The organism is Kribbella catacumbae DSM 19601 (assembly GCF_000372465.1).
GTDB classification, from domain to species: Bacteria; Actinomycetota; Actinomycetes; order Propionibacteriales; family Kribbellaceae; genus Kribbella; species Kribbella catacumbae.
In genome coordinates this window covers 61,708-86,874 of sequence record NZ_AQUZ01000021.1, presented here as the reverse complement: position 1 = coordinate 86,874, position 25,167 = coordinate 61,708, and the positions used below count along the sequence as shown (strand labels likewise).

Annotated in this window: 32 protein-coding genes; 20 read left to right on the top strand and 12 right to left on the bottom strand. The window is 65.5% G+C overall.

Going from position 1 to position 25,167, the window contains the following annotated elements:
• Nucleotides 1–230 precede the first annotated feature (230 nt).
• On the bottom strand, nucleotides 231–1,193 hold the full coding sequence (locus A3ES_RS0122030; RefSeq protein ID WP_020389012.1) for a threo-3-hydroxy-L-aspartate ammonia-lyase: 963 nt from the start codon (nucleotides 1,191–1,193) through the stop codon (nucleotides 231–233).
• Between the two features lie 88 nt (nucleotides 1,194–1,281).
• Between A3ES_RS0122030 and A3ES_RS0122025 the strand changes: the two genes are divergently transcribed.
• Nucleotides 1,282–1,644, top strand: coding sequence for a YciI family protein (locus A3ES_RS0122025; RefSeq protein ID WP_020389011.1), 363 nt, complete (start codon nucleotides 1,282–1,284; stop codon nucleotides 1,642–1,644).
• 75 nt (nucleotides 1,645–1,719) lie between these two features.
• On the opposite strand, the gene A3ES_RS0122020 is transcribed toward A3ES_RS0122025, so the two are convergent.
• Nucleotides 1,720–1,905, bottom strand: a complete 186-nt coding sequence (locus A3ES_RS0122020; RefSeq protein WP_020389010.1) for a YegP family protein — start codon at nucleotides 1,903–1,905, stop codon at nucleotides 1,720–1,722.
• A 199-nt stretch (nucleotides 1,906–2,104) separates the two neighbouring features.
• Nucleotides 2,105–2,824 carry a TetR/AcrR family transcriptional regulator gene (locus A3ES_RS0122015; protein WP_020389009.1) on the bottom strand — a complete coding sequence of 240 codons (720 nt, stop codon included), beginning with the start codon at nucleotides 2,822–2,824 and terminating at the stop codon, nucleotides 2,105–2,107.
• Nucleotides 2,825–2,909: 85 nt separating this feature from the next.
• Between A3ES_RS0122015 and A3ES_RS0122010 the strand changes: the two genes are divergently transcribed.
• Nucleotides 2,910–4,337 carry an MFS transporter gene (locus tag A3ES_RS0122010; protein ID WP_026163101.1) on the top strand — a complete coding sequence of 476 codons (1,428 nt, stop codon included), beginning with the start codon at nucleotides 2,910–2,912 and terminating at the stop codon, nucleotides 4,335–4,337.
• A gap of 22 nt (nucleotides 4,338–4,359) precedes the next feature.
• Here the strand turns inward: A3ES_RS0122010 and A3ES_RS0122005 are convergent, their stop codons facing one another.
• From A3ES_RS0122005 to A3ES_RS0121995, 3 genes are all read right to left on the bottom strand, one after another.
• Nucleotides 4,360–4,827 carry a class I SAM-dependent methyltransferase gene (locus A3ES_RS0122005; protein WP_237745021.1) on the bottom strand — a complete coding sequence of 156 codons (468 nt, stop codon included), beginning with the start codon at nucleotides 4,825–4,827 and terminating at the stop codon, nucleotides 4,360–4,362.
• A 156-nt stretch (nucleotides 4,828–4,983) separates the two neighbouring features.
• On the bottom strand, nucleotides 4,984–5,250 hold the full coding sequence (locus tag A3ES_RS0122000; protein WP_020389006.1) for a DUF6247 family protein: 267 nt from the start codon (nucleotides 5,248–5,250) through the stop codon (nucleotides 4,984–4,986).
• 18 nt (nucleotides 5,251–5,268) lie between these two features.
• Nucleotides 5,269–6,015: a phytanoyl-CoA dioxygenase family protein gene (locus A3ES_RS0121995; protein WP_026163099.1), complete on the bottom strand. Its 747-nt coding sequence runs from the start codon at nucleotides 6,013–6,015 to the stop codon at nucleotides 5,269–5,271.
• Nucleotides 6,016–6,085: 70 nt separating this feature from the next.
• Between A3ES_RS0121995 and A3ES_RS0121990 the strand changes: the two genes are divergently transcribed.
• Nucleotides 6,086–6,931, top strand: coding sequence for a helix-turn-helix domain-containing protein (locus A3ES_RS0121990; protein WP_020389004.1), 846 nt, complete (start codon nucleotides 6,086–6,088; stop codon nucleotides 6,929–6,931).
• Here the strand turns inward: A3ES_RS0121990 and A3ES_RS0121985 are convergent.
• On the bottom strand, nucleotides 6,924–7,766 hold the full coding sequence (locus A3ES_RS0121985; RefSeq protein WP_026163098.1) for a TolB family protein: 843 nt from the start codon (nucleotides 7,764–7,766) through the stop codon (nucleotides 6,924–6,926). The two genes, A3ES_RS0121990 and A3ES_RS0121985, sit on opposite strands and share 8 nt — an antisense overlap.
• 192 nt (nucleotides 7,767–7,958) lie before the next feature.
• Here A3ES_RS0121985 and A3ES_RS0121980 point away from each other — a divergent pair, with 192 nt between their 5' ends.
• From A3ES_RS0121980 to A3ES_RS0121965, 4 genes are all read left to right on the top strand, one after another.
• On the top strand, nucleotides 7,959–9,059 hold the full coding sequence (locus tag A3ES_RS0121980) for a serine hydrolase domain-containing protein (RefSeq protein ID WP_040455220.1): 1,101 nt from the start codon (nucleotides 7,959–7,961) through the stop codon (nucleotides 9,057–9,059).
• Between the two features lie 161 nt (nucleotides 9,060–9,220).
• Nucleotides 9,221–11,419 carry an RNA polymerase recycling motor ATPase HelR gene (helR, locus tag A3ES_RS0121975; RefSeq protein WP_051084769.1) on the top strand — a complete coding sequence of 733 codons (2,199 nt, stop codon included), beginning with the start codon at nucleotides 9,221–9,223 and terminating at the stop codon, nucleotides 11,417–11,419.
• A 43-nt stretch (nucleotides 11,420–11,462) separates the two neighbouring features.
• Entirely contained in the window at nucleotides 11,463–11,831 is a 369-nt protein-coding gene (locus A3ES_RS0121970) for an HNH endonuclease (RefSeq protein WP_040455218.1), read from the top strand.
• The gene (locus A3ES_RS0121965; RefSeq protein WP_020388999.1) at nucleotides 11,832–12,230 is read left to right on the top strand and encodes a YkvA family protein; all 399 of its coding nucleotides are present in this window, start codon (nucleotides 11,832–11,834) and stop codon (nucleotides 12,228–12,230) included.
• Between the two features lie 30 nt (nucleotides 12,231–12,260).
• Here the strand turns inward: A3ES_RS0121965 and A3ES_RS47970 are convergent, their stop codons facing one another.
• Together A3ES_RS47970 and A3ES_RS56165 are read right to left on the bottom strand one after the other, a co-directional pair.
• The gene (locus A3ES_RS47970; protein WP_020388998.1) at nucleotides 12,261–13,109 is read right to left on the bottom strand and encodes a carbon-nitrogen hydrolase family protein; all 849 of its coding nucleotides are present in this window, start codon (nucleotides 13,107–13,109) and stop codon (nucleotides 12,261–12,263) included.
• A gap of 349 nt (nucleotides 13,110–13,458) precedes the next feature.
• Entirely contained in the window at nucleotides 13,459–13,818 is a 360-nt protein-coding gene (locus A3ES_RS56165) for a mycothiol transferase (RefSeq protein WP_237745020.1), read from the bottom strand.
• Between the two features lie 353 nt (nucleotides 13,819–14,171).
• Here A3ES_RS56165 and A3ES_RS0121950 point away from each other — a divergent pair, with 353 nt between their 5' ends.
• Nucleotides 14,172–14,384 (top strand): hypothetical protein, encoded by a 213-nt coding sequence (locus A3ES_RS0121950; RefSeq protein WP_020388996.1) that lies wholly within the window; start codon nucleotides 14,172–14,174, stop codon nucleotides 14,382–14,384.
• A 35-nt stretch (nucleotides 14,385–14,419) separates the two neighbouring features.
• Nucleotides 14,420–14,932, top strand: a complete 513-nt coding sequence (locus A3ES_RS0121945; RefSeq protein ID WP_040455216.1) for a DinB family protein — start codon at nucleotides 14,420–14,422, stop codon at nucleotides 14,930–14,932.
• A 78-nt stretch (nucleotides 14,933–15,010) separates the two neighbouring features.
• Here A3ES_RS0121945 and A3ES_RS0121940 read toward each other — a convergent pair whose 3' ends face one another.
• A complete protein-coding gene (locus A3ES_RS0121940) occupies nucleotides 15,011–15,550 on the bottom strand; it encodes a GNAT family N-acetyltransferase (RefSeq protein WP_020388994.1) in 540 nt (179 codons plus the stop codon).
• A 126-nt stretch (nucleotides 15,551–15,676) separates the two neighbouring features.
• On the opposite strand from A3ES_RS0121940, the gene A3ES_RS54165 reads away from it, so the two are divergent.
• The 5 genes from A3ES_RS54165 to A3ES_RS54160 all read left to right on the top strand — a co-directional run bounded on the left by A3ES_RS54165 (nucleotide 15,677) and on the right by A3ES_RS54160 (nucleotide 20,897).
• On the top strand, nucleotides 15,677–16,096 hold the full coding sequence (locus tag A3ES_RS54165; RefSeq protein WP_157630665.1) for a hypothetical protein: 420 nt from the start codon (nucleotides 15,677–15,679) through the stop codon (nucleotides 16,094–16,096).
• A gap of 391 nt (nucleotides 16,097–16,487) precedes the next feature.
• On the top strand, nucleotides 16,488–16,766 hold the full coding sequence (locus tag A3ES_RS0121925; protein ID WP_020388991.1) for a hypothetical protein: 279 nt from the start codon (nucleotides 16,488–16,490) through the stop codon (nucleotides 16,764–16,766).
• Between the two features lie 14 nt (nucleotides 16,767–16,780).
• On the top strand, nucleotides 16,781–17,755 hold the full coding sequence (locus A3ES_RS0121920; RefSeq protein WP_020388990.1) for an MvdC/MvdD family ATP grasp protein: 975 nt from the start codon (nucleotides 16,781–16,783) through the stop codon (nucleotides 17,753–17,755).
• Nucleotides 17,752–18,855 carry a methyltransferase domain-containing protein gene (locus A3ES_RS0121915; protein WP_020388989.1) on the top strand — a complete coding sequence of 368 codons (1,104 nt, stop codon included), beginning with the start codon at nucleotides 17,752–17,754 and terminating at the stop codon, nucleotides 18,853–18,855. The genes A3ES_RS0121920 and A3ES_RS0121915 overlap by 4 nt, the downstream gene beginning before the upstream one ends.
• A gap of 626 nt (nucleotides 18,856–19,481) precedes the next feature.
• Nucleotides 19,482–20,897 carry a hypothetical protein gene (locus A3ES_RS54160; protein WP_157630664.1) on the top strand — a complete coding sequence of 472 codons (1,416 nt, stop codon included), beginning with the start codon at nucleotides 19,482–19,484 and terminating at the stop codon, nucleotides 20,895–20,897.
• A gap of 25 nt (nucleotides 20,898–20,922) precedes the next feature.
• On the opposite strand, the gene A3ES_RS52715 is transcribed toward A3ES_RS54160, so the two are convergent.
• Together A3ES_RS52715 and A3ES_RS0121905 are read right to left on the bottom strand one after the other, a co-directional pair.
• Entirely contained in the window at nucleotides 20,923–21,600 is a 678-nt protein-coding gene (locus tag A3ES_RS52715; RefSeq protein ID WP_157630663.1) for an HAD family hydrolase, read from the bottom strand.
• Nucleotides 21,597–22,448 carry a GntR family transcriptional regulator gene (locus A3ES_RS0121905; protein WP_020388987.1) on the bottom strand — a complete coding sequence of 284 codons (852 nt, stop codon included), beginning with the start codon at nucleotides 22,446–22,448 and terminating at the stop codon, nucleotides 21,597–21,599. The genes A3ES_RS52715 and A3ES_RS0121905 overlap by 4 nt, the downstream gene beginning before the upstream one ends.
• Nucleotides 22,449–22,621: 173 nt before the next feature.
• On the opposite strand from A3ES_RS0121905, the gene A3ES_RS0121900 reads away from it, so the two are divergent.
• From A3ES_RS0121900 to A3ES_RS0121875, 6 genes are all read left to right on the top strand, one after another.
• Nucleotides 22,622–22,948, top strand: a complete 327-nt coding sequence (locus A3ES_RS0121900; RefSeq protein ID WP_020388986.1) for a hypothetical protein — start codon at nucleotides 22,622–22,624, stop codon at nucleotides 22,946–22,948.
• A 91-nt stretch (nucleotides 22,949–23,039) separates the two neighbouring features.
• Nucleotides 23,040–23,288, top strand: coding sequence for a DUF6284 family protein (locus A3ES_RS0121895; protein WP_020388985.1), 249 nt, complete (start codon nucleotides 23,040–23,042; stop codon nucleotides 23,286–23,288).
• Entirely contained in the window at nucleotides 23,285–23,752 is a 468-nt protein-coding gene (locus A3ES_RS0121890; RefSeq protein ID WP_020388984.1) for a DUF3307 domain-containing protein, read from the top strand. The genes A3ES_RS0121895 and A3ES_RS0121890 overlap by 4 nt, the downstream gene beginning before the upstream one ends.
• Nucleotides 23,749–23,991, top strand: coding sequence for a hypothetical protein (locus A3ES_RS0121885; protein ID WP_020388983.1), 243 nt, complete (start codon nucleotides 23,749–23,751; stop codon nucleotides 23,989–23,991). The genes A3ES_RS0121890 and A3ES_RS0121885 overlap by 4 nt, the downstream gene beginning before the upstream one ends.
• Nucleotides 23,988–24,203 (top strand): hypothetical protein, encoded by a 216-nt coding sequence (locus A3ES_RS0121880; RefSeq protein ID WP_020388982.1) that lies wholly within the window; start codon nucleotides 23,988–23,990, stop codon nucleotides 24,201–24,203. The genes A3ES_RS0121885 and A3ES_RS0121880 overlap by 4 nt, the downstream gene beginning before the upstream one ends.
• Nucleotides 24,200–25,162, top strand: coding sequence for a hypothetical protein (locus tag A3ES_RS0121875; RefSeq protein WP_020388981.1), 963 nt, complete (start codon nucleotides 24,200–24,202; stop codon nucleotides 25,160–25,162). The genes A3ES_RS0121880 and A3ES_RS0121875 overlap by 4 nt, the downstream gene beginning before the upstream one ends.
• Nucleotides 25,163–25,167: the final 5 nt, after the last annotated feature.

Here is a 25,167-nt window from a genome sequence, read left to right as displayed (position 1 = left end):
CGACTGTATAACAGAATGATCACGACGCAAACCCTCAGATCGGCAGAGGCCCTCTGGAAAGGCCCTGAATGGCTCTCTGACGGCTCAGGGACCTGTGGTGAACACCAGGTGTCCTGGGGGCATCTGAGCGTGGCTCAGGCGGCCGCACAGCAGATCCGGGTGACCTGGGTCACAGAGGCCGGTGGCTCTGTGTGACAACGGGCACAGTGCGTGCCCAGGCGCCCCTCAGCTCAGGCCTTCGCGAGCAGTTCCAGCCACCTCTCCAGGCCCACGTTCCCGCCTGACACGACCACTCCGACGCGCTCGGGCAGGTTCTGGATCCGCCCGGTCAGCAGGGCCGCGAGCGCACAGGCGCCACTCGGCTCGGCGACGATCTTCAAGCGCTCGAAGGCGAACGTCATCGCTGCCCGGATCTCGTCGTCGCTGACCAGCTCGACGCGGTCGACCAGCCGCTGGACGATAGGAAAGGTCAGCTCGCCGGGGCTGGCGATCGCCTGACCGTCAGCGATCGTCCGCGGTACGTCGATCTCTACCCGCTCGCCGGCGGCCAGCGATCGGGCTGTGTCGTCACCGGCGGCCGGTTCGACCCCGATCACGCTGATCCCGGGCGACAGGGCGGTCGCGGCCGTCGCGCAGCCGGCGATCAGGCCGCCGCCACCGATCGGTACGAACAGAGCGCCGAGCGGCCCGACCTCCTCGATCAGCTCCAGCGCGACCGTGCCCTGCCCAGCCATCACGTCGTAGTGGTCGTACGGCGGAATCAGGGTCAGCCCGCGCTCCTCGGACAGCTGTTTGGCGAGCGCGGCGCGGTTCTGGGCGTACCGGTCGTACGTCACCACCTCGGCGCCGTACCCGCGAGTGGCCGCCATCTTGGTCGGCGGCGCGTCCTTCGGCATCAGGATCACCGCGGAGGTCCCGGCCAGCTGGGCCGCGAGCGCGACCGCTTGGGCGTGATTGCCCGACGAGTACGCCGCGACCCCACGCTGGAGTTGCTGCTCGGTCAGGCGGCTGATGGCGTTGAAGGCGCCGCGGAACTTGAACGCACCGACCCGCTGGAAGTTCTCCGCCTTCAGGAACACCTCGGCCCCGGCCCGCTCGTTCAACGTGCGGGAGGTCAGCACCGGCGTACGGTGTGCGAAACCCTTGATCCGTCCGGCCGCAGCCTGGACGTCCGCGAGAGTCAGCTCAGTCATGCCGCGACGCTATGTCAAAGTGGCGGGGCCCGCTCCGTACTGATGACGAGAGGCTCCCGATCGGGAGCCGACGGCGAAGGAGAGATCCGTGAAATACCTGGTTGTGCTGAACATCAACCCCGACGTCCTGAGCGCGCTGACCGAGGACGAGCAGCAAGCGATCTTCAGTGGGCACGAGAAGTTCCTGCAGATCGTGCAGGAGTCCGGTGAGTTCCACAGCACGGTCGCGCTGGCCGAGCCGGCCAAGACGTCGGTGGTCAAGGTGCGCGACGGCGTACCGGCGGTGACGGACGGGCCGTTCCTGGAGGCCAAGGAGTTCCTGGCCGGCTACTACCTGCTGGACTGCGAGACCCCGGAACGCGCGCAGGAGCTGGCCGCGATGATCCCGGACGCGGGGATCGAGGGTCTCGGCGTCGAGGTCCGGCCGGTCATCCACGAGCTGGGGCTCTGACCCGGTCCGGAGACGACGGAACGGCAGGAGCTCCGCTTCGGGGAGTTCCTGCCGTTCCGTTGCGTTACCAGTGAACTAGGAAGTCTGGTCGTCGACGTTCGCGTCGCCGGCGTTCTTCTTGATCGACTCGATCCCGTTCAGCGCGGCCGCCTTGGTCTTGTAGCTCTCGCTGCTGGTGGCGATCACCTCGCCGTTGCCGGCCTTCAAGCGGAACCGGTACTGGCCCGACTTGTCTTCGTACAGCTCGAACTTGCCCGCCATGAACAAACCTCCCGTGTGATCGTCTGACAACGCTTCGGAGCGTAGACCTCACAGCCCGCCAGCGGGAGCCCCGACATGCGACGGCTCCGAGAACGAGGCGGTCGCCGTCTCGGCCTGTCTGAGCGCAACGACAGGCAGTAGTAGGCCGCCGCTCCTATCCGACCGCTCAGCCTGCCGCCGGATAGCACTGATCAAGGCACTACTTCCTGTCCTTCGGTCCGCCGACCCCCTCTGCCAAGCGAAGTGTCCTTGAGATCCTGACGCCGCGGATCCCCGCGACGACGAGGTCGATACCCAAGGCGTAGTACCGGTCGGTCGATGCCGGGCAGATCAGAGTGTCGGCCGCCCCGGTGATCAGTGGATAGCGATGTGGCGACAGCGCGGCCAGTGACGCGCGCTTGGCGCGGAGGGCGTCCTCGCGGGCGATCGGATTGGTGTCCTCGTTCGCGCCCGGCTCGGTCGTGACCAGGGTGATCAGTGAGCAGAGTGACTGTCTGCCGACCTCGGCCGCGTCGTCGACGGAGAAGCCGCCCTCGGTCAGCAGTTCCATCGTCCGCTCGGCCAGTGCGAGGCCGGGCTCGCCGATGAGGATCCGGTACAGCGTCAGACCGGCGACCTTCGGGTGCGGCCGCAACGCTTCCACGAAGGCGGTCAGCAGCGCGAGCAGCTGGACGTCCCAGCGATCGCCGGTCGGCTTCGGCAGTTCGATGTCGGCGAGGATCCGGTCGCCGATCGCCGCGAGCAGGTCGTCCTTGTCGCTGAAGTGCCGGTAGAGCGCCATCGGCGTCACCTCGTGCCGCTGCGCGAGCTTGCGGATGGTGACGGCCTCGAGGCCCTCGGCATCGGCGATTTCGAGCGCGCTGGCCGCGAGTTTGTCCGGGTCGAGCCGCTTGGCGGTCTGGCTGCTGGTGGGAGGCACGTTGACAAGTTTACAACGTAGACCTAACGTCTACCACGTACGCATACAACGTATACATACAATGTAGACATCCTGTGAGGTAGGCATGCGACGCAGTCCCTGGGCAACACTCGCGGTGTTGGCCCTAGCGCAGTTCATCGTGGTGCTCGACGTGACGATCGTGAACGTCGCACTGCCCGACATCCAGGCGGACCTGAACTTCTCCGCCGACTCCCTGCAATGGGTGATCAACGCCTACACGCTGCTGTTCGGCGGCTTCCTGCTGCTCGGCGGCCGGATGGCTGACCTGCTCGGTCCGCGCCGGGTGTTCGTCGCCGGGCTGGTGCTGTTCGGCGTCACCTCGCTGGTCGCCGGGTTCGCGAACTCGCCCGAGTTCCTGATCGGTGCCCGCGCAGTACAGGGGCTGGGTGGTGCGTTGCTGTCACCCGCGGCGCTCGCGATTCTGACCGTCACGTTCGCGCACGGTCGCGAGCGGAACATCGCGATGGGCGTCTGGGGAGGCCTCGCCGGCCTCGGCGGCACGCTCGGTGTGGTGGCCGGTGGGCTGCTGGTCGACGCGCTGAGCTGGCAGTGGGTGTTCTTCGTGAACGTGCCGATCGTGATCGCCCTGGTCGCGCTGATCCCGGTCTACGTCCGCGACACCCGGCACAACGAGAACGGCAATCGCGCCTTCGACACGGCAGGCGCAGTACTCGGTACTGCGGGTCTGCTGGCGGTCGTGTACGGCGTCGTGCGGTCGGAGCCCAAGGGCTGGGGTTCGGGCGAGGTGGTCTTCTTCCTTATCGCCGGTGTCGCGCTGCTCGCTGCGTTCGTGATGGTGGAAGCGCGGTCGAAGGCGCCGCTGGTCCCACTGCGGTTGTTCCGGTCGCGGGCGCTGAGCGTGTCGAGCGGGGCGCTGGCTTTGAACGGCGCGGGCTTCCTGTCGATGTTCTTCCTGACTGCCATCTACCTGCAGCAGGTGCGCGGCGACTCCGCGCTCGAGGCGGGCGTGCACTTCCTGCCGATGGGTGGCGCGGCGATCATCGGCGCGGTGCTTGCCTCCCAGCTGGTCCAGAGGGTCGGCACACGCACTGTGCAAATGGCCGGGGCCGTGCTCAGCGTGATCGGACTCCTGTTGCTTTCGCAGGCCGACGCGACCGGCAGCTACACGAGCCAACTGCTGCCGGGCTTGATCATCTTCGGCTTCGGCATCCTCGGCGTCGGCGTACCGGGGCAGATCACCGCGGTCTCCGAGGTCGAGCACCACGAAGCGGGCGCTGCATCGGGTGTCGTCAGCGCGATGTACCAGGTGGGTGGTGCGCTTGGGCTGGCGATCGTCACCACGCTGTCAATCACCCGTACTACGGACGCGCTGGCTAGCGGTGTGCCGCAGCAGCAGGCGTTGGTCGACGGCTTCCAGCGAGGGTTGTTGGTGGCGGCGGGCTTCGCAGGGCTCAATGTCCTGCTGACGTTGGCGTCGCCGCAGTTGCAGCCGAGCTCAGAGCAGCTTGCTGAGGCTTCAGCCGCTGCCTGATGGTTGGCCTCCGCCGCTGCCGCTAACGGTTCGCCGTATAGATGGCAGCGGTGGTGGCGCGCCGGCCGGGCGGCTCCCAGGTGGTCGCGACGACGTTGGTGAACCCGGCACTCTCGAGTTCGGCGGCGAGGCCGGGCGGCGACCACTTCTTGTGCACCGAGATGAGCAGCCTCGCGGTCGGCTTCATCACCCGCCGGATCTCGGCGTACGCCGCCTGCCGGTCCTCCCACAGCTGCACGTTGTTGACCGACATGACCACACTCGCCGAATGATCCGGCTGATGCGTGTCGGCCGCGTCCCCGCGAATCAACTGGACCTTCCCGGCTTCGATCAGCTCACCACAGCGAGATCGCGCCGCCAGCAACATCGTGTCCGACGGATCCACCCCCACCACGATCCCGGCGTACTTCGCCGCAGCCACCAGCCCCACCCCGGGCCCCGGCCCCAACACCAGCACATGCTCCTTGCCCCGCAACCCCGCCAACTTCACCAAATGCTTCTCGGTCGGCCCATTCCCCCGAGCCATCAACCACCCCCCAACCCGCCCCCAAACCCCCTCAGGCAGCCCAAACCCCTTCCCCGCCACCTTCGCCCCAAGATCACCCATACCCCATCTCACCACGCCCGCAGCCCGCCGCCACGGCAATCAGCCGGGCCGGATCACGTGGTCCGCTGAACCGAACTCGTCGCCGCGGCCCTCCCTGGCAGCTTGTGCGGCTTCCTCGAATCCAGGCTTGGAGTACGCCACAGCCCGAAGTCTCCAGAGATGCAAGACCTCACAGAGTTGCTGAAACCGCCGTACGTCGTGAGCGGCCTCCAGGGCACCTCGATACTCACCCAGGAACTGTTCGTGCCACCTCGCCGGCAGCACACGCAGGATCTCCTCCGGGTCGTCAGGCGGTCGCGTGTTCACAACCTGAGACTACTTAGCTCACCGGGCGGGTTGGGGGAAGGTTTCGCTGTCTAGTGGGGTGCCGGGGTGGAGGTTTAGGGGGTCGGTTATGGGGTGGGGGCGGCCGTTGTATTGGGTGGTGGCGTCCATGTAGATGGTGACGTGGGCGAGGCGGGCGAGGTCGGTGCGGTTCGGGAGTGCCATGTGGCCGGTGTAGCTGTTGTGGAAGGTGCAGTCGCCGGCTCGTAGGGGGACTGTCACGCGCGGGATCCAGCGCAGTGACGGGTCGAGCTGGAAGAGATCGTCTTCGTCGTGCAGGTTCTGCGGCTGCAGGCTGGTCTGGTGCTGACTGCCGGGCAGGAACGTCATGCACCCACGCTCCGGCGGCACATCCACCAGCGCGATCCACGCGGACAGCGAATGCCGGTCATTCAGGTGCGGCCAGTACGGCCGGTCCTGGTGGAACTCGGTCGCCGCGTTGTTATGCGGTTCCTTCACGAGCAACTGGTCATGCCACACCCGAACCGGTACGCCGGCCAGCTGCTCAGCCACCCGAGCCACCTGCGGATGCAGCGTCAGCTCACGCCCGACTCCATCGTGCTGCCAGACATTGACGAGCTGCTTGAAGACACCACCCTTCTCCAGACTCTCCTCGCGATGCCGTTCCAGGTACGCCGTCGCCGCGGCCCTGAAGCGCTCGACCTCCTCCTGACTCAAGATCCCCGGCACTCGGACGAATCCGTTCTGCCGGTACTCCGCCACAAGCTCATCCGTGATGGTAGACATGAGTCCAGATTGGCTGCCTGGGATGCATGGAGGCTAGGCGGATCACGGCCAACACTCGTACGATCCCGACATGCCGGAAACCCTCCACGAGCACGCGCTCTTCGCCGGGAGCCCGGTGCTGGGCGCAGTACACCGCTTGACGGATGGCGTCGCCGCCCACACCCACGACTTCGTCGAGCTCGCCGTCGTCGGCCCAGGGGAGGGCCGCCACCTGACCAGCCGTGGCGAAAGCCCTGTCCAGCATGGCGATGTCATCGTGCTCCGCCCCGGCGCTTGGCACGCCTTCGCGGGCTGCACCGGCCTCACCGTCGCGAACTGCTGCGTCTCGACCCGCGCCCTCCGCGCCGAATTGGCCGGCCTTCGCGAGTTCCCGGCGTACCGGCGCTTGCTCTGGACCGAGCCCTTCGCCACCGGCTCGTACGGCGTACGTGTTGCTGCTGTTGAGCCGGCCGCAGCCACTGACGCGATCGCCGCAATCGCTGCCCTGGAAGGCCATCTGCGTTCCGGCGGCGGACCGGGTCGCCTACTCGGGCACCTGGTGACCGTACTGGGCATGATCGCCGACGCGCGATCCCCTTCCGAGGCATCGGTCGCGCCTTCGCATCCGGCCGTCGCCGCCTGCATCGCCCAGCTCGAGGCCGATCCCGCAAAGCCTTGGCGGCTGGACGATCTCGCGACCTCGGTCACCCTCGACCCGGCGTACCTCGGCCGCCTGTTCCGCAAGTCGACCGGCCTGTCCCCACTCGACTATCTCGCCCGCCTCCGAGCCGAACGCGCAGCCGCTCTGCTCGCCAACTCGCCACTCCCGATCGCCCGGGTAGGTGCCGAGGTCGGCTGGCCTGATCCGACGTACTTCGCGCGCCGCTTCCGCGCGATCTCGGGCCTCACGCCCTCGGAGTACCGCTCGGCTAGCTGATCGGATAGGCGACGTACGCGAAAGCAGAACCATCCGGCGACCAGCTCGGCACGTTCATCGTGCCCTGCCCGCCAAAGAGCGTCGCCACTTCCCGGATCTGCCCGTCCGCGTCGAGCAACCGCACCCGCACGTCATCGACATCGGCGGGATGCCCCGAAGTCCCCGGCGGGAAACTCACATACGCGATCATCGACCCATCAGGCGATGGATGCGGAAACCAGTTCACCCGCTCGTCAAAGGTCAACTGCTCCACGAGTTCGGCCTTGATCCTGAACAACTGCGCATGCCCCGCCCGCTCGGAGTTGAAGTAGATCCAACCGTCAGACCCGTACTCCGAACCGTCATCCGCGAACTCGTCATCGGTGATCTGAACATCATCCCCACCATCGGCCGGCACCGTGTAGACATTGGTGATCCGCTTGCCGTCCTTGCTCTCCAACCCGATGTACGCCAGCCGGCTCCCATCAGGCGAAACCCCATGCAGGTAATGGTGAACCCCATGGTCATTGCTCACCCGCCGACCGGCCCCGCCAGCCATCGGTACGGCGTACAGGTGCCCGTCCTCCGCCGACACGTAAACAGTCGCGCCATCCGGGCTGATCACGTGATCGTTGTTGATCTCCGGCACCCCACCGAGCTCGATCCGCTCGAGCTCGCCGCCCTTCACCGGTACCCGGAACAATCCACCATCCCCGTTGACGACAAGCGAATCGCCAATCCAGTTAGGTGCCTCGAACAACAACTCCGAAGACGCGTACACCAGCCTCCGCTCACCCGTAGCCACCTCGACCACGTAAAGCTCAGCCGTCTGCCCCGCTCGCAATGTCCTAGCCACGCGCCCAACCCTAGCCGTCGCCGTTGGCCGCCAAGGCGAGCCGAAGCCACCGGCACAAACCCCTCCTCCAAAGGCAAGAAAGCCAGAATAGGTTCCCCCATTCGGTTCCCCGGGAGGAGCAAGGGCGTTCCCGGATGTTTGGTCCCTCTCACTCGGCAAGGCTGATGGCTCATTGTTTATGGGAGGCCGGGGATGAAGCGAGCGCTTCGGGTATTGGTGGTTGCGTCGACGGCGTCGGCGGTGATTGCGGCACCAGCGGCTGCTGTGCCGGCGGAGAAGCCGGATCGCGCCGGGCTGCAGAGACAGCTGGACGGCATCGTTGCCGCCGGCGCGGTGGGTGTACTGGCGGAGGTGCGTGACGAGCACGAGGTGTGGCGTAGTACGAGCGGTGTTGCCGAAAGGAACACGACGCGGCCAGTGCCAGTCCAGGGCCGGTTTCGGGTGGGCAGCATCACGAAGACGTTCCTCGCCACCGTGGTCCTGCAACTGGTCGACGAGGGGCGGCTGCGGCTGGACGACACGGTTGAGACGGTGCTGCCGGGAGTCGTCCCCGACGGCCACCGCATCACCGTGCGCCACCTGCTCAACCACACCAGCGGTCTCTACGACTACAAGCGCACGCTGCCGAAGCCGACGGACCCGGCGTTCCTGGCCGACCGCTACCGGACCTGGACCGCGACCGAGCAGATCCAGCGCGCGCTGGCCCACCCGCCGGCTCCCTGGCCGCCGGGTTCGGTCTTCGACTACTCGAACACCAACTACCTCCTGCTCGGCCAGATCGTCGAGAAGGTGACCGGCCACTCGTATGGCGCCGAGATCAAGCGCCGGGTGATCTGGCCGTTGCGGCTGCGCGATACCGCAGTACCGGGGACGTCGCCGTGGATTCGCGGGCCGCACCCGTACGGCTACCTGCCGACCCAGCAGGGTCTCGTCGACTTCACGGAGATGAACCCGTCGCTGTTCGGCGCCGCCGGCGAGATGATCTCGACGACCAAGGATCTCAGCCGTTTCTTCGCCGCTCTGGTCGGCGGTCGGCTGCTCCGGGCTCAGCTCCTCGACGAGATGAAGACGCCGGGCGACAAGAAGCGGCGGTACGGGCTCGGGCTGGCCTGGCTGGACACCACCTGCGGGGTTCGGGTGTACGGCAACGACGGCGATGCGCTGGCGTACCAGGCCTGGTCGTTCTCCACCGAGGACGGGACCAAGCAGGTCACGGTCGCACTCACGCCCGACCACCGCGCTGATCTTGACGACGCCGTCGAGGCCATCGTGGACAAGGCCGTCTGCGCCTGAGAACTTCGCCTACAGTTTCCGCCCGAACGGACGAATGGCAAGGGATCTACTTCCCTTGCCATGTCCAATTTATAGCGCACGGGGGGACTTGCCGCAATCCCCCGGTCGTCCCGCACAATCGTCGATCGATGCCAAAATCAACGAAAAGTGGGGGCGCGAGAATGAGGGCGTTGTCGTCGACGGACGGACTGCTGTCCGACGGAGCAACTGACGTGAAACCCAGCGCGTTCGACCTTCCCGACCAGCTCGCCGCGAAGGCCGCCCCGGCGCTGATCGCCAGGGACGAGCAGCACTTCGCCGCCATCGCGGCGAGCCTGGAGCAGTCGATCGCCGACCTGTCCGACCGTCTCGATGACGCGCGCAAAGCGCCTGGCGGCTCCGGCCAAGAGGCGCTGGACCGCGACCTGGAGATCCACCGGCTGACCACGCGCCTGCGCACCCTGCGACGCTTCGGGCTGGACCTTTGCCTCGGCCACATGGTCAGCGCCGACGACTCCGAGCCCGTGTACGTCGGACGGCTCGGCCTCACGGACAGCTCGGGTAGCCGGCTGATGATCGACTGGCGTTCGCCCGCGGCCGAGCCGTTCTTCGGAGCGACTCACGCCAACCCGATGGGGCTGGCGAGCCGCCGCAGGTATCGCTGGACCCGCGGCCGGATCAGCGACTACTGGGACGAGGTGTTCACCGCGGACGGGTTCGAAGGGCACGCAGCCCTCGACGACCAGTCCGCCTTCATCGCCAGCCTGGGCAGCAACCGGTCGCCGCGGATGCGGGACGTGCTCGGCACCATCCAGGCCGACCAGGACTCCATCATCCGCGCCGGCTCCCGTGGGGCGCTCGTCGTCGACGGCGGCCCGGGTACGGGGAAGACCGTCGTCGCGCTGCACCGTACGGCGTACCTCCTGTACTCCGATCCGCGCCTCGACCACCGGCGTGGCGGCGTACTGTTCGTCGGTCCGCACCAGCCCTACCTGGCCTACGTCTCCGACGTCCTCCCCAGCCTCGGCGAGGAAGGCGTGCAGACCTGCACGCTGCGAGACCTCCTCCCCGAGGGAGCCTCCGCTCCGGACGAAACCGACCCGGCGGTGGCGCGGCTCAAGTCGTCCGCGGACATGGTGAAGGCGATCGAGCCGGCCGTCAGGCTCTACGAAGAGGCGCCGACCAAGGGCATGATCGTCGAGACCCACTGGTCCGACCTCTGGCTCAGCCCCGCCGACTGGGCCGAGGCGTTCGGATCGGCAGACTCCAGTACTCCGCACAACGAGGCGCGCGACCAGGTCTGGGAAGAGCTGCTCACGATCCTGCTGGACAAGCACCAAGCGGAGTACGAGGACGACGACGTCTCGATCGACCTGGTGCGCAGATCCCTTCAGCGGAACGAGGAACTGGTCGATGCCTTCGGCAAGGCATGGCCGCTGATCGAACCGACCGATCTCGTCGGGGACCTCTGGTCGGTGCCCGCCTACCTGCGGATGTGTGCTCCCTGGCTCAGCCCGGAGGAGGTCAAGTCGCTGCAGCGCGCGAATCCCCAGGCGTGGACGGCTTCCGACCTTCCGCTCCTGGACGCGGCGCGGCAGCGACTCGGCGATCCGGAGGCGTCCCGACGCAAGCGCAGGCAAGAGGCCGCCGCCGCGGTCGAACGCGAGCGCATGGCCGATGTGATCGACAACATCATCCAGGCCGATGACGACAACGAAGGCTGGGTGCCGATGCTGCGCGGGAAGGATCTCCAGGAGAGCCTGGTCGACGTGACCGTGCTGCCGACCGCGGACCCTGATCTGCTCGCCGGTCCGTTCGCGCACATCGTCTTGGATGAGGCTCAAGAACTCACCGACGCGGAGTGGCAGATGCTCCTGCTCCGCTGCCCGTCCCGAAGCTTCACCATCGTCGGCGACCGCGCCCAGGCCCGGCACGGTTTCACCGAGTCGTGGCAGGAACGCCTCGAGCGGGTCGGCCTCGACCAGATCAACCTGGCCTCACTCACCATCAACTACCGCACCCCGGCGGAGATCATGGCGGAGGCCGAGCCGGTCATCCGAGCCGCCCTCCCGGACGCCAACGTCCCGACCTCCATCCGCACCAGCGACCTCCCCGTCACGCACGGATCCATCGCGGACCTGACCTCGATCCTCGACACCTGGCTCGCCAACCACACCGAAGGAATCGCCTGCGTCATCGGCGACTCGACGTTCGAGGCGACCTCCCGGGTCCGCTCCCTGACCCCGGAGCTATCGAAGGGCCTCGAGTTCGACCTGGTCGTCCTCATCGACCCATCGCGCTTCGGCGAGGGGATCGAAGGAGCAGTCGACCGGTACGTCGCCATGACCCGGGCAACCCAGCAACTCGTCATCCTGACCTAGCGATCTCCCGGTTGCGGCCGCCATTGCGCAGTACGCTGCGGCAATGGCGGTCAACCGGAGCCGTAAGGCCAGGGCAGCCCGTAAACGCAAGCGCCGGATGGACAGCGTCGAGCATGACCTCACCGACGAGCAATGGATCGCGCTCAAGACGGCCTGGTCCGGCTGCGCGTACTGCGGCGTCCTCGACCGGCCGCTCCAACGTGACTGCGTACTCCCGCTGTCACGGGGCGGCCGCTACACACTTGCCAACATCGCCCCGGCCTGCGACTCCTGCAACGCCAGCAAGTGCAACGACGAAGTCACCGGCTGGCTCAGACGCAAGCGCCTGGACGAACGAGCCTTCCTCGAACGCCACTACGAAATCCAGACCACTCTCGCCTCGCAATTCCCGCCCGAGGCCGACACTGGGTGAGTGGACTTCTCGCTGCTGATCGGAGTTGCCGGAGGCATCTTGCTCCTCTGGCTGATCCTGATCGTCGCGCTCTGGCTAGGCAGACCTGACGACCTACGAATCAAAGACGCCCTGCGACTACTACCAGACCTGCTCCGCATGCTCCGCCGGCTCGCGACCGACCCGGCACTACCTCGCGGCGTCCGCCTCCGGCTGTGGCTGCTGCTCGCGTACCTCGCCCTACCGTTCGACCTGGTCCCAGACTTCATCCCCGTGATCGGCTACGCGGACGACGCGATCATCATCGCCCTCGCCCTACGCTCGATCACCCGCAGCGCCGGCCCAGAAGCCCTGACCAAACACTGGCCAGGCACCTCAGACGGCCTCACCGCAGTACGGCGCCTTGCCGGCCTGGTATGAGGGGCACCGGAGTGCCCCTCACACCGTTGGTCAAGCGTTGATGCGTGCGCGAGTCCTGCGGCGGAAGTCGCGACCGAACTGGGTCACGTCATCAGTCTGCAACTCGATCACCGCGACGCCCGGCGTACCGTCCGCCGGGCCCTCGAGCACCCAGTCGCCCCTCGGGTCGATCACGCCCGAATAGAGGCCTGCCCCAGGGTTGGCCGGGGCTGCCAGGCTGACCCAGCAGGTGTTGTTGGCGGCGGTACCGCGGGCCTGCACGCCTACCTGCTTGTTCCGCGGGACGCCGGTGGTCGCGTACGACACCAGTACTACGTCGACGTCGAGCCGGTCGTACTCCGCGAAGACCTCCGGGAAGAGCACGTCCAGGCCGAGTGCTAGGCCGAATCGCCAGCCGTCGACCTCGAAGGTCCCTGGCCCCTCGCCAGAGGTGTACATCCAGGTGACCTTGGTGGTCGACAGCATGCGTTCGTCGTACCGGCTGACGATTTTGCCCTGGTCGGACACGACGTACATGCTGTTGTGCGGTCGCGTCGGGGCGGGCAGTTGGTGCACCGACGGGATCACGGTCCAGATCCCGAGCTCACCCGACAGTACGGCGATCCGGTCGAGTTCCTCCTGGAGCACCGCCCACTCGGCCTTGGTCCAGTCGGAAGGGCCGACCTCGTCCGGGCCGAGTTCGGACATCACGTACTTGCTCGGGAAGCAGATCGCCCCCTCGGTGAAATGAATCAGGCGGGCGCCCGCCGCGGCCGCGTCCTTCATGAACCGGCGGACCTCCGCCGCGCTCGCGCGCAGCCCGTCGGCATCGGTGGGATCCTCGCGAACCGTCGACTGGGCGACGGCGATCCGCAGGGTGGTCTGGGTATTTTCCGGCATGTCTTCTCCTGCTGGAGTCGGACGGAAGTGCCGGAGGGCAGCCGTATAGGACTCGCCCGTCTTGGCGGCGCGGGCTCGAACCCGTCGCTTGAAGTTCCTGTGCGCTGTCATCTGGCCTTCCACGCACTCGCACGCGATCCCCCAGCGACCCCGCCCGAGGCAGTTGACCAGGACGAGCGACCCGAGATCCGAAATCCCTTTGCCTTCTCCACAAGACCAGGCTGGGGCCAGTCAACGAAGGTGAGGCGCGGGCCGCGCCGAGCACCCATCTTTCCCGATGTCCGCCCGGGCAGTCAATCACCGCTCACCTGCTCACGCCTTTTAGTTGCTCCAGGCCCCTACTCGTGGGCTAGGCAACAGCTGCTTTGGCGGCTCGCTCGATCTCAGCGCGCCGGGCCTCCAGGACCGCCGGATCGGGTTGCGACTTCGCGCGTGCGGCCATCGTTCCCACCGACCCGTCGAGATGCTCGCGCAAGATGTCGGCATGCCCCGCATGCCGGCTGGTCTCACTGAGCATGTGAGCCAGGATGTTGAACAACTTCACCTCGGGGTTCGGCCACCAGGGCGCATGCCCGGGCGCATCGAAGGCGAGGGCAGTGATCGTCGCATCCGAGTGCTCCCAGACACGGCTGTAGCGATCGACGATCTCCTCGCGTGTCTCGTGCTCGGTCGCCCACAGGTCAGCACCGCGTTGCCCCACATGTCCCACCGGGGCGAGGTCATCGCTCGTAGCCCCAACCCTGCCACGCCCCACCGACAGAAACGGTGGCCGGTACGATACGCAAATTGAGGGGGTCCTTTCGTTGACTGCGTTGACCAGGTGACCACGGAGTACGGCGTTCCTGGACCTCCTGCTTTGCGTAACGCGACGCGATACCTGTTCTGGCTGCTGGGCCGTCAGCGTCGCCAGGCCGCCCTGCGATCGTTCCTCAGCATCGTTTGGTTTGTCGGCCTCGCCCTGACCCCGTACCTGCTGGCACGCGCCACAGACGCTGCTTCCGACCAACCGGCGAACTCTTCAACGCCTACGACGGCGACGAGGACGGCGCCTCCGCCGAGGTGGTGGGGTGGACGAACACCGGCCGCAGCGGCGTCTGCACCAACAGCAGCGGCTACCTCACCTGGCGCGGCGGCACCACCAACGTGTTCGCCAACCCGTGCGACCCACCCGACATCAACGAGGGCGTAACCGTCTACTGGAAAGCCTGCTTCCACGACCTATCAAAGGGCGACCCCCGAGTCTGCGTCGACCAGCCAAGAAGCCACTCAGCCTGACCCGTGGTGTCGTACGTCGGTCGTATTGTCGGTGCATGGTGTTTACGTCGCCTGTGGAGCGGGCCATGCCGAATCGTCTGGCTGACGAGCGCGATGCGCTGACACAGCAGCTCGACTTCCACCGCGCCACGCTGCTTCGCAAGCTGGAAGGGCTCGATGGCGAGCTGCTGCGCCGGCCGATGACGGCGTCTGGACTCAGCCTGCTGGGGTTGGTGAAACATCTGGCCGTGACGGAGCATGGCTGGTTCCTCAAGATCTACGGAGGGTTGCCTGAGCCAGATCTGTTCTCGACCGACACTGACCCAGATGCGGAGTTTCGCGTCGGTCCCGATGAGACGGCTGACGCCCTGGTCGGGCAGTACCTACGGACCTGCGAGCGGGCCCGGGCCGTCGTGGCCGCTGGCGGGCTGGACGACGTGGTCACGACGCCGTGGGGAGCGGAGGTCAACTTGCGGGCGATCTTGGTCCATATGGTCCAGGAAACCGCGCGGCACAACGGTCACGCCGATATCATCCGAGAGGCGATCGACGGCACCACAGGCCATTGAAGGCCGTCTCACAACTGGGTCAGAGCCACTCGTTGATCGCGACGATGTGGAGTGTGGCGAGATCTCGAACGCCGACCTCTACCTCGGGTCGAGTACGCGCGTCATCCAGATCGAGTTGCCGCGTTCGGCGTCCTCGGTGACGCGGTCGCTTCGGTAGAAATCGAGCTTCTCGAGGACGCGGAACGAGGGTGCGTTCCATTCCCGCACGGTCGCCCAGAGTCGTCGACGTCCGGTTCGAGTCGCTGCTTCGATGACCGTACGGGCGGCTTCTGTCGCGTAACCATGGCCGTGAGCTCGTTGTGCCAGCTCGTACGCGATCTCAGGTTCGTCGAGAGATCCCTGGCCGACAGTCAATCCGCAGTACCCAATGAACTCACCGGTGTCTCGCAGCTCGATCGGTAGCAACCCGAGCCCCGGATCCGCCGCGAGCGGATTGTTGAGGAGCCAGCCGCGGATCTCCTCGACCGTCGGGCGTCCCTCGGCGTCGATCCGCCGTACCGATCGTGGATCCCGCTCAAGCCACAGCCCGCGGTACTCCTCGGCATCCGCCGGCACCCATCGCCGCAACCGCAGCCGCTCGGTCACCAGCTCCGCCGGTAGATCCTCATAGGTTCCCACCCGACTAACCTAACCTGCGCCGGCCAAGACGGTGGTGCACACCGTTCTACGGTCATAGCTACCGTTCTAATCCTGTAAGACAAGCGAGTTGCACCCATTCGCATTGAGCGCGAAAAGAGGACCAGAATGACTACCCCGCCCGAGTCGCCTGCGTACGCAACTATTCGCGAGGGGATTGGCCTACGCGAACAGGGCCGCTCGCCTGAAGCGAAGGCCCTCATGGAGCCGCTGGTCGGCGATGTCGAAAGTGGAGTCGATGCGTACGCCAAGGTCTTCCTTGCTCACTCGCTGGCTGATGTGCAGGAGCGCCCCGAAGACGAACTCGCGTGGGACCTCCGAGCGCTCGCTTTCATGGATGAGTTGACTGACCAACAAGCCATCGAGAGAGGAAATCCTGGGGGCAAGAACGCCCTCCTGCCGTCCCTGCATCTGAACTTGGCCGTGGACTATCGACGCCTCGGTGATGATGCCAACGCTCGTCGGCACTTTGAACTGGGGCAGGCGCACATAAACTCGCTTCCGGACGATGATGCCTCCCCTCGGTGAACAGTCGATCAGGCTTGCCGTTCACCGCTTTCACCACACCGGACTAGTGCCACAGATACCAACTCACCGTAACTGATGGTTCGCTCAACGTGTCGGGAAAGCCGGCGGTCGCGAGTTTGGATGGAAGTGATGGTGAGGCCGTCGTGAATACACAGATGCAGGTGCTGGCCTTGGTGGCCGCGGTCTTGGCCGTGGGGATGGTGATCGACGTGGTGCGCGATCTGAGAGGCCGTCGATGGCGGCTCTGGAGCACTGCGCTTCACCAATGAGCCGTTGCCGCCCACAGCTCTCAACGATCCGGAGCAGGTTCCTGATCACCCACCGATTCCGCTCGAGCAGCGGCTCTGGCCGTTGACCGTGCTCTGAACCCTCAACCCGCCAGGAGAACACTATGTGGCAAGACCAGGACCGCTTTCCGCTCAGCAGGACTCAGGTTGCGGAGACCACCGCGGATGAGTTCGTTCGCCCATTCGGGCTGCGCTTCGTCGACTACTCACCCGGGCGGCCGCGATTCAGCCGCCCGAAGGTCTCGCTCTGTCAGGAGCGGCAGGTTGGACTCGTCGATGGGCGGGTGGCAACCGAGGTGATGCCGGTCGCGGCGTCCATGACCCAAACCGAGTCCGACGGCAAAGATGTGCTCGCCGTGGACTGGTGTGTCGACGACAAGTAGCGGGGACGATCCAGATGACCGAGCCCGCCCGGATCCTGGTGCTGACTCATGACGACGATCCCACCGCCGACGTCGTCTTGCACCAGCTCAACGTGAGAGGGACGCCGTTCGTGCGCTGCGATCCCGGAGACTTCCCCACTGGCCTCGGTCTCACGGCGAGGCTCGATCCGGGTGGGACGGCCTGGGACGGCTGGTTCTCTGGAGCGCCTCGCGAGATCGATCTTCAGGCCGTGCGTGCCGTCTATTACCGCAGGCCGTCAGAATTCCGGCTTGTGGGGAATGGATCGTCGTCGGAAGAGGCTTTTGCTCGCTCCCAGGCCAGACATGGGTTCTCAGGTGTCCTCAGCAGTCTTCCCGAAGCCGTCTGGCTCAATGGCCCGTCGGCCATGGCGGACGCACGGGTCAAGCCGCATCAGCTCGCCGTCGCGGCCCGTTCTGGTCTGCAGGTGCCGGCGACACTTGTCACCAATGAGCCTGAGGAGGTCAGCGATTTCGCGTGGTCGGTCGGTGGCCGGATCGTCACCAAGTCGTTGGCCACGATGGTGACGGTCGACGACGTACGTGGCAGTGGCGTTCTCTACACGGCTGAGGTCGCCGAGGAACTGTGGGACGACGCGGGCATCGCCACCACCGCGCATCTGTTTCAAGAACTCCTCGCCGGTGTCGACATCCGCCTGACTGTCGTCGCTGAGGAGTTCTTCGCCGCCGAGATCCGTCCTGTGGATCCCGGAGGGCCGGTCGATATCAGGGCTCACCATGAGAATGTCAGCTATCGAGTTGTCGAGGTGCCCGACGACGTACGCAGGGCAGTACTCGATCTGCTCCGCGAGCTGCGACTCACCTTCGCAGCTCTCGACTTCCGGGTCGTTCCTGGGCGTGGCTGGATCTTTCTCGAAGCCAACCCCAATGGACAATGGGCTTTCATTCCCGAGCTGCGAGATTCCATCGCCAGCGCGATTGCCGACTTCCTGGAGACCAGTTGCCGATGAGCGAGCCGACATCGAGCTTCGACAGCCGGGCATCTGAGTATCTGGACAAGATGGTCAGCGGACTCATTGCCGACGGCAACATCGCTGATCCTCGCTGGCAGGCGGCCTTCAGGGCAGTACCGCGCCACCTGTTCGTGCCGCGGTTCTATCGCAACGACCAGGAAGGCAGCTCGATCGTCGAGCTGGCGTCCGGGGATCATTGGATTTCGGCTGTCTACTCGGACATCCACCTCGTCACGACCGAGGATGTCAGGTCCTCCTCGACGGCGCCGAGTTTGATGGCGAGCATGCTCCAAGCACTCGAGCTGGTCGGCGATGAGCGGGTTCTCGAGATCGGTACCGGGACTGGCTACAACGCGGCGCTGCTCTCGGAGAGGCTAGGGCCTGACCAGGTGGTGAGTGTCGACATCGACCCTGATCTGGTCGCTCAGGCTCGAGAGCGGCTCGAGGTGGCGGGGTACCGGCCGTTTGTAGCGGTCGCCGATGGAGTGAACGGCTATCCGGATGCAGGGCCCTACGACGCTGTCATCGCGACATGTCGGCTCGACTACATCCCACCGGCTTGGCTTCAGCAGCTTCGACCGAGTGGAGTCATCGTGGCTCCACTGGGTGCGGGCGTCGCAGTACTCCGGAAATCGGCAACTGGTGATGAAGCTGCGGGGGAGTTCCTGCCAGCTGCGGCGTACTTCATGCCGCTGCGCCACCAGGCGGAGCCGACGGCAGTCGGTGAGCTGATCCAGATCGCGCTGAACGGAGCCGGTGTCAGGCGGCCGTACCGCTTCGACACCTCGATGTACCGCGACAACGAGGCTCGATTCTGGCTCGACCTGACGAATCCCGACGTCCGCGCGATGACGGTGGACGGCGTATCGGTGGTCATCCGCCCAGATGGCTCCTGGGCCCGCCTCGCCGACGCTCTGGTGGTCCAAGGCGGCCCCGGTGCCGTCTGGGATGACGTCGAGGCCGCGCATGGTGATTGGCTCGCCGCCGGTCGGCCGTCACGTGCGCAGTACCGGCTGAGGATCACCGATGCCGGTCAGGATGTCTTTCTTGCTGGTCGTTCTGGGCCGACGTACCGGTTGATGCCATTGCCCGACTGAGATGGTTGCGAGTACCTCACCCGGAGGAGCATGGAGAGTTGACGCTTGGGGCGGCTTCAGTGCGGGGTCGAGTTGCCTGGGCCGATGCGTGAGTACGGTCACGGCGACGACGGAGGGGCCGACGGTTTCGGTCGGGGTTCGCGTGAGCGCGCAGCGCGCGGCGGTACGCCGCAAGGCCGGCGGTAGCCGGCAAAGAAGGCCGGCGGTAGCCGGAGGGTGGGCGGGAGCGGGCCGAGCGGGCGGCGTGAGGAGCGGAGCGACGAAGGACGGCTGCGGAGCTCGCGTGGGAAAGAAAAATCCCTCCCCGGTGACGGAGAGGGTTGCTGTGGTCAGGGGCGGTCTCGAACCGCCGACCTTCCGCTTTTCAGTTCGACAGTGGTCCCCTGACGATTCCCCCGCGCCGTTGCCTGGCAGCCCCCGCCTTCGCATGCCAGCGGTCCCTGGTGCTGGCCGTTGCGGTACTGGTTGCGGTACGAACATGGTGCGTCAAAGCCGATCTTGAACGAGGCGTTGCAACTGATCTCTCAGTCAGACCCCCATCGGTTCAGCGGAGACCTGGTCGATCACCCGCGGGGCGCAGCCTTCAAGATCTTGGCAGCCCAGGTCTGGTGGGGCAGACTACGGAAATGCGCCTCATGCTTCTCGACTGCACCTTTACCTACCCGGGTGCGGATAGCTTTCGGTTCGCGTCAGATATCTCAATATTCGACTACGATGTGGTGATCTGGGATCCCGAGCATACGATCGATGGTCTCTACAAGCTGATGGGCGTCGGTCGATACGCTGGGAAGCCATCGCTGAATGAGTCGAATAGCGTTCACTACGCCGAATCACTCAAACGTCGACAGAAGGAATTTCGCGATTTCCTTAGCCTCGGGCGAACGTTAGTTGTATTCGGTTGCGGTCCGCAGATTATGTATGTTGATACCGGAAAGCGTGAGTACTCCGGGACCGGCAGAAACCGGGCATCCACTACGATCGTTCATCCCCTCGATCTCTGGACGGCTTGCCCGGCCGAGATCGAAATGATTCCGGGTCGTGGCGTTGATATCGAAGTGGCTAGTGAAGCTATACGAACTCTATGGCGGGAAACTAGCGGTTTTTGGGTATACCGCAGTGTGTTTGAATCCTTCACTGGAACTCCACTGCTGAAAATTGCCGGAACGGACAAGGTTGTCGCGGCAATGAGTGAGTTTGAATCTGGCGGCCGCCTCGTGATTCTGCCTAGTCCGTGGGTTGATGATCCGGAAGATGACAATGAATCCGGCTCGGATGATGAAAATGAAGGAGGCGGCGAGGAAGTCGCCGGAGATGATGATGATGAAATGCCCGACATCGTATCTTCGATGGTCTCCTGGGTTGAGAGTCTTGCGGTAGAGATCAATGACCTACCGCCTACATGGGTGGCTAGCTACCAATTTCCTTCTGAGATTGAGCGAGACAATTCGATAGCTGAGCTTGAGACTAAGAAGGCGCAGGTTTTGGCTGAGATTGACGAGTTGCAGGCGGTTCAAGCCGCCGAGGCTTTGTGGAAGCGACTCGGGACGGCTGACGGCACGGCACTGGAACTCCAGGTCTTGGCTGCATTTCGAGAATTTGGCTTCGAATCGGAAGAGGTAGAGCGTTTCCGCAGCGACCTTCGCCTAACCCATGGCGGGAACTTGTATGTTGTCGAAACCAAAGGTGCGACAAAGAGTGCTGCCGAAAAACACGCCGCTCAGCTCGAAAAATGGGTTGCCGCGGAATTGGAGAGTGGTCGCAGCGCTAAAGGGATACTCGTCGTGAACGCCTGGCGGGAGAAGCCGTTCGGGGAGCGCAATGAGCCGGTTTTTCCGCAACAGATGCTCGCCTACTGCGCATCTCGCGGACATTGCCTCGTCTCCGGCTTGCAGCTCTTGTGTATGGTGCGGGCGATTCACGGCGGCTCCGCTACTGCTGAGGAGATCGCCACGATACTGACTACGACAGTTGGCCCTGTCGACGGCTGGAGTGACCTCGGCGAGATCTTCGCCGCAGAACCGACGCCAATTTCCGCTGATTGAGAACGGTCGAGTATCACTGGGCTCTTTAGGCGATCGCTTCCGCCAGAGCGAGCATGGTCGTTAGGACGGCGTTGGCGCCAGCGGCTCTTAGAGCCTCCATTTTGCCAGGCTTATTTGCGTACCCGATCGTTGATAGGCCAGACGCCCGGCCAGCTTCAATATCGGTCGTCTGGTCGCCGATGAAGACACATGAGTTCGGATCGATGCCGAGGGCTCTGGTTGCTCTCTCGATGAGATGCGGGTTGGGTTTCATCAATGTCGGATCAGTAGGATTGCGGCCTTCTACATGTGCCACGCCTTCTGAGAGGCCAGCTCTCGCGAGGTATGCAGTTACGGCTTCCGAGTAATTGTTGCTGACGATTGCTACGAGCCGACCGCTAGACGTGCATGCAGCTATAGATTCGGCTGCGCCAGGTGTTGGGCGGGCTGTCTCTATCGCCATAAGTTCGGCCTTCTGAAGGCCCACCTCAAGTTGCTGGGCTAGCTCTGGATCTCCAGCTGCGGCTAGAAGCAAGTCGTGTGGGCTGGAGGCCTGCTCCAAAGCAGGCTCAAGCTCACCGCGCAGCTGGCGTGCCAGCTCTAGGAGTTCGCGGGTGATTTGTGAAGCTGGGTAGCCATCGAAGACGGAGCAGATTGGGCCGTCGAAGTCGAAGAGGACGGCTTCTGCAGAGCTGAGGATCTTGGTCAGGGGATCGGTGGTCACAGGTCGCGGACCTGGCCTAGCGTCTGCCAGAGACTGTCGAACCAGCGACGTGCTTGGTCGACGTACTGCGAGCCTGTTGCTCGGTCGTCGTCGCTGATGGAGTGGTGGAAAAGGACGGTGTCCTTGCCGACGGCATCGAAGGTTGAGACCGGTTTGCCATCGATTTCGACATCGCGCTCCACCACTGGATAGAAGCCGAAGAACACCTCTTCTTCGTTCAGGGCGTAGAGCTTGAACATCATCGGCAGGCTGATGACCCGCACTTCGGCTGCGACCTTGGAGACCAAGCCCAGCTCGCCAAGCTCCCGGATCGACTCAAGGATCTCTCCGGCCGACCGGTTCGCGATCTTCTCGACGCGTGCTCGCACGGCGGGGTCGTCACCGGGGTTCTTGCCCGCGCGCGAAGGCACGGCCATGGGCTGGGCGAGATCAGGCAGGAGCATCCGGATGGTGATCGACTGAGGGGTAAGGCGGCCCCGTCTGATGCGGTCGATGGGCTCCTCAAGAGCGCCTAGCAGTGTCTCGCCGGTTAGGCCGGCAAAGTCGATTGTGACTGAGTCGCGCTCGAAGGCCTTCTCGATGTGGGGACGTAGCCCCACCGCCTGGTCCGCCTGCTCGCGGACGTACACGCCGCTGCCGACGCGGGACACGATCAGACCTTCGTCCCGGAGGATCCGCAGCGACTGCTGGATGGTCATGCGGGCAACGCCGTACTGGGTGGCGAGGTCGTTTTGTGAGGGGAGTTTCTCCCCGGCCTTGAACTTGTGCGTGAGGATCGCCGCGCGCAACGCGTTGGCGACCTGCTTGTACGGCGGGCGCGGGTCAGTCGGGTCTAGCTGCTGCTCCATGGCCCTGATTCTACTACCTGACTAGGCAGGCTAGGCGAGCTGTCCCGAAACCCTTGACCTGGCTAGCCAGCCTATGTAACTTAGCCACATGGCGACCTGGCTAGCCAGGCTGGTCAGATCGAAATCGGCCCTACAGGTCCAGTCATCTCTGAGCAGGGAAGCAGGTTCACACGATGAGCAAGCAGATCTACCGCAACGGCAAGTTGGAGACGGTTTCGGACGCTGGGTGGCGTCGGACGGAGAGGGCCCGCCTTGAGCGTGCGGCGGCCAATCAAGAGGCTGAGCGGACCTTGGTCGACAAGGTTGAGAGCAAGAACGGCAAGACCTTTGTGACCACGCGCGACGGCCGAACGCACCAGGTCAAGGGCATCGGCAGCATCTCCGGCCAGATCGCGAGCTTGATCGTGGGCGGCAGCGGCCCGGTCCACACCGGCAGTGGCGATCAGATCGTCAACGGCAAGAAGACGCCGAAGAAGCCGAAGCGGAACCCGTGGTTCTGAGATTTCCCCTGACATGAGTGACGCCCCGGCGGTGGCTGCCGCCGAGGCGTCTGGGTCGCACCAATCCACTTTCCTGAAGGAGCACAACCCAATGAGCATCATCCACCTTTCGCCCGTCAGCGGCGAGGAGCCAACCGCGGCCGACCTGGCCAAGATTGAGCAGGAGTGGCCGCAGATCGCGGCCGACTTGGAGCTGCTGGACGCCGAGATCAGGGAGATCAACGATGGCCCAGCCGCCTCGGAGCTGGACCGGCGCCGTGTCCGCCGCGCTGAGCACCAGGTCCTGAAGGGCGCCCGTGAGCTGGCCGCCACCGACCGGGAGTCGGAGGACGTGGCATGACCGCCGCCTTTGCCGCCTATCTCGCGGCCCTCCTGACGGCTCACACGGTGGCCGACCACTGGATCCAGACCCACCATCAGGCCACCTGCAAGGGCAAGCCCGGCCGCGTCGGCGCGCTGGCCTGCCTTCGCCACGTCGCCACCTACACCGCCACCACTGCCCTGTTCGGCCTGCTGGTCTGGCAGGTGCTCGACCTGCCGTTGAGCTGGCTCGGCTTCCTGACCGGCCAGTTCCTGTCCGCCACTACCCACTACCTCGCCGACCGCCGCGTGTACCTGGAGCGGTTCGCCCGCTGGATCGGCAAGGCCGACTTCCTGCGGCTGGGAGTACCCCGGACCGGGACCGACCGCAACGGCAACGCCTACGACGACAACCCCTCACTCGGGACCGCCGGTTACTCCCTGGACCAGTCCTTCCACCACCTGTGCCTGTTCGCTGCGGCTCTACTGACGGTGATCCTGTGACCGGCCGCGCGGTGACCGTGGACGGCCTCTGGGCCGAGCGGCTCGGAGTCGAAGACCAGCAGGCGAGCAACGAGCTGGGCGCGCGGTTCGAGTTCCTGTCCGCGTTCGTGCTGGACAGCGGAGAGATGCCCCCCGCCGCGACCGCGGAGTTCGCGACCGCGTACGGCGACCTGCTGACGCTGGAATGGTTTCTCGCCGATGTCCGCCGCGCCCTCACCGGCGGGGAGGTGCAGCGATGAGCAGCGAGGACCAACAGCGCAAGAGCCTGCACAGCGCGCTACTGCGGCACTTGGACCAGGACGTCAATTTCACTGCCGGGTTTGTGGCGTCGTTCGTCGTGCGGGTGGTCCCGGTCGAGACGCTGGCTGAGCTGGTTGCCGGTTTGGACGGCGCCCGGCCGGTGCGCTGGACCGACACGGGCAGCGGCCCGGGTGTGGAGGACCGCGGATGAGCACGCTCGTGCAGACGGCTGACGCTACGCCGGCAAAGTCGGAGCTGTTGGGTGTGGACCGGTTGCGGACGCAGGCGGCCGAGGCGTCGCAGGTCCGGGCGCTGTCCACGCACCCCGATGTGGTGGCGCTGCGGGTTGAGTCGGTCCGTACCCAGGTTGACCGGTGTATGTGGGTCGGGATCGTGCTCGGACTGGCCTTCACGATGGTCAACGTTCAAGCGTTCGCCGCTCAGGGCGCCGCGCCGTGGTCGCTGCCCTGGTTCGCAGCCTGGCTACTCGACCCGATGGTCTCGCTCGTACTCATCGCCGTGTTGCGGGCAGAGCAGATCACCGCCCGGTACCAGGTCGCCGACCACACGAAGTGGATCAGCCGCACGAAGAAGTTCGCGTTCGCCGCGACCTACGCAATGAACACCTGGCACTCGTTCGTACCGTTCGATATCGCGGGGATCGTGCTGCACTCGGTTCCGCCGCTGCTGGTGTTCTGTGCCGCCGAAACCGCCCCGGTACTTCGGGACCGGCTGACCGAAGCCGTTTTGCGAGCCGAGAAGACTGCCGCCCTGGCCGACCCGGAGGGGGCATCCCTTCCGCTGGACACCACACCGGCCGCGACCGAGCCGCCTGCCGTCACCACCGGCCAGCAGGCGGCGCCTGAAACGCCCGACGCACCGCCCGCGACCAAAGCACCCCGCAAGCCAACCCAGGCCCGCAGGAAGCCCGCTAAGCCTGCTGGCCGCAAGTTGCTGGCCGACTACGTAGCCGACGCCCGCAAGGCGGTCGAGCCGGGCGCGACGGCCGACGAGATCACCCCGGCATGGGCCCGCCACACGACCGGCTGCTCTACGGGCCTGTCCGCCAAGGTCGCCGCCGCTGTCCGCGCCGACCTCACCACGATCACCGCCGAGACCACGACTGACGACACGGCAGCGACGGGCGAACCTGCCCGGCTCGCGGCCTGACCGAT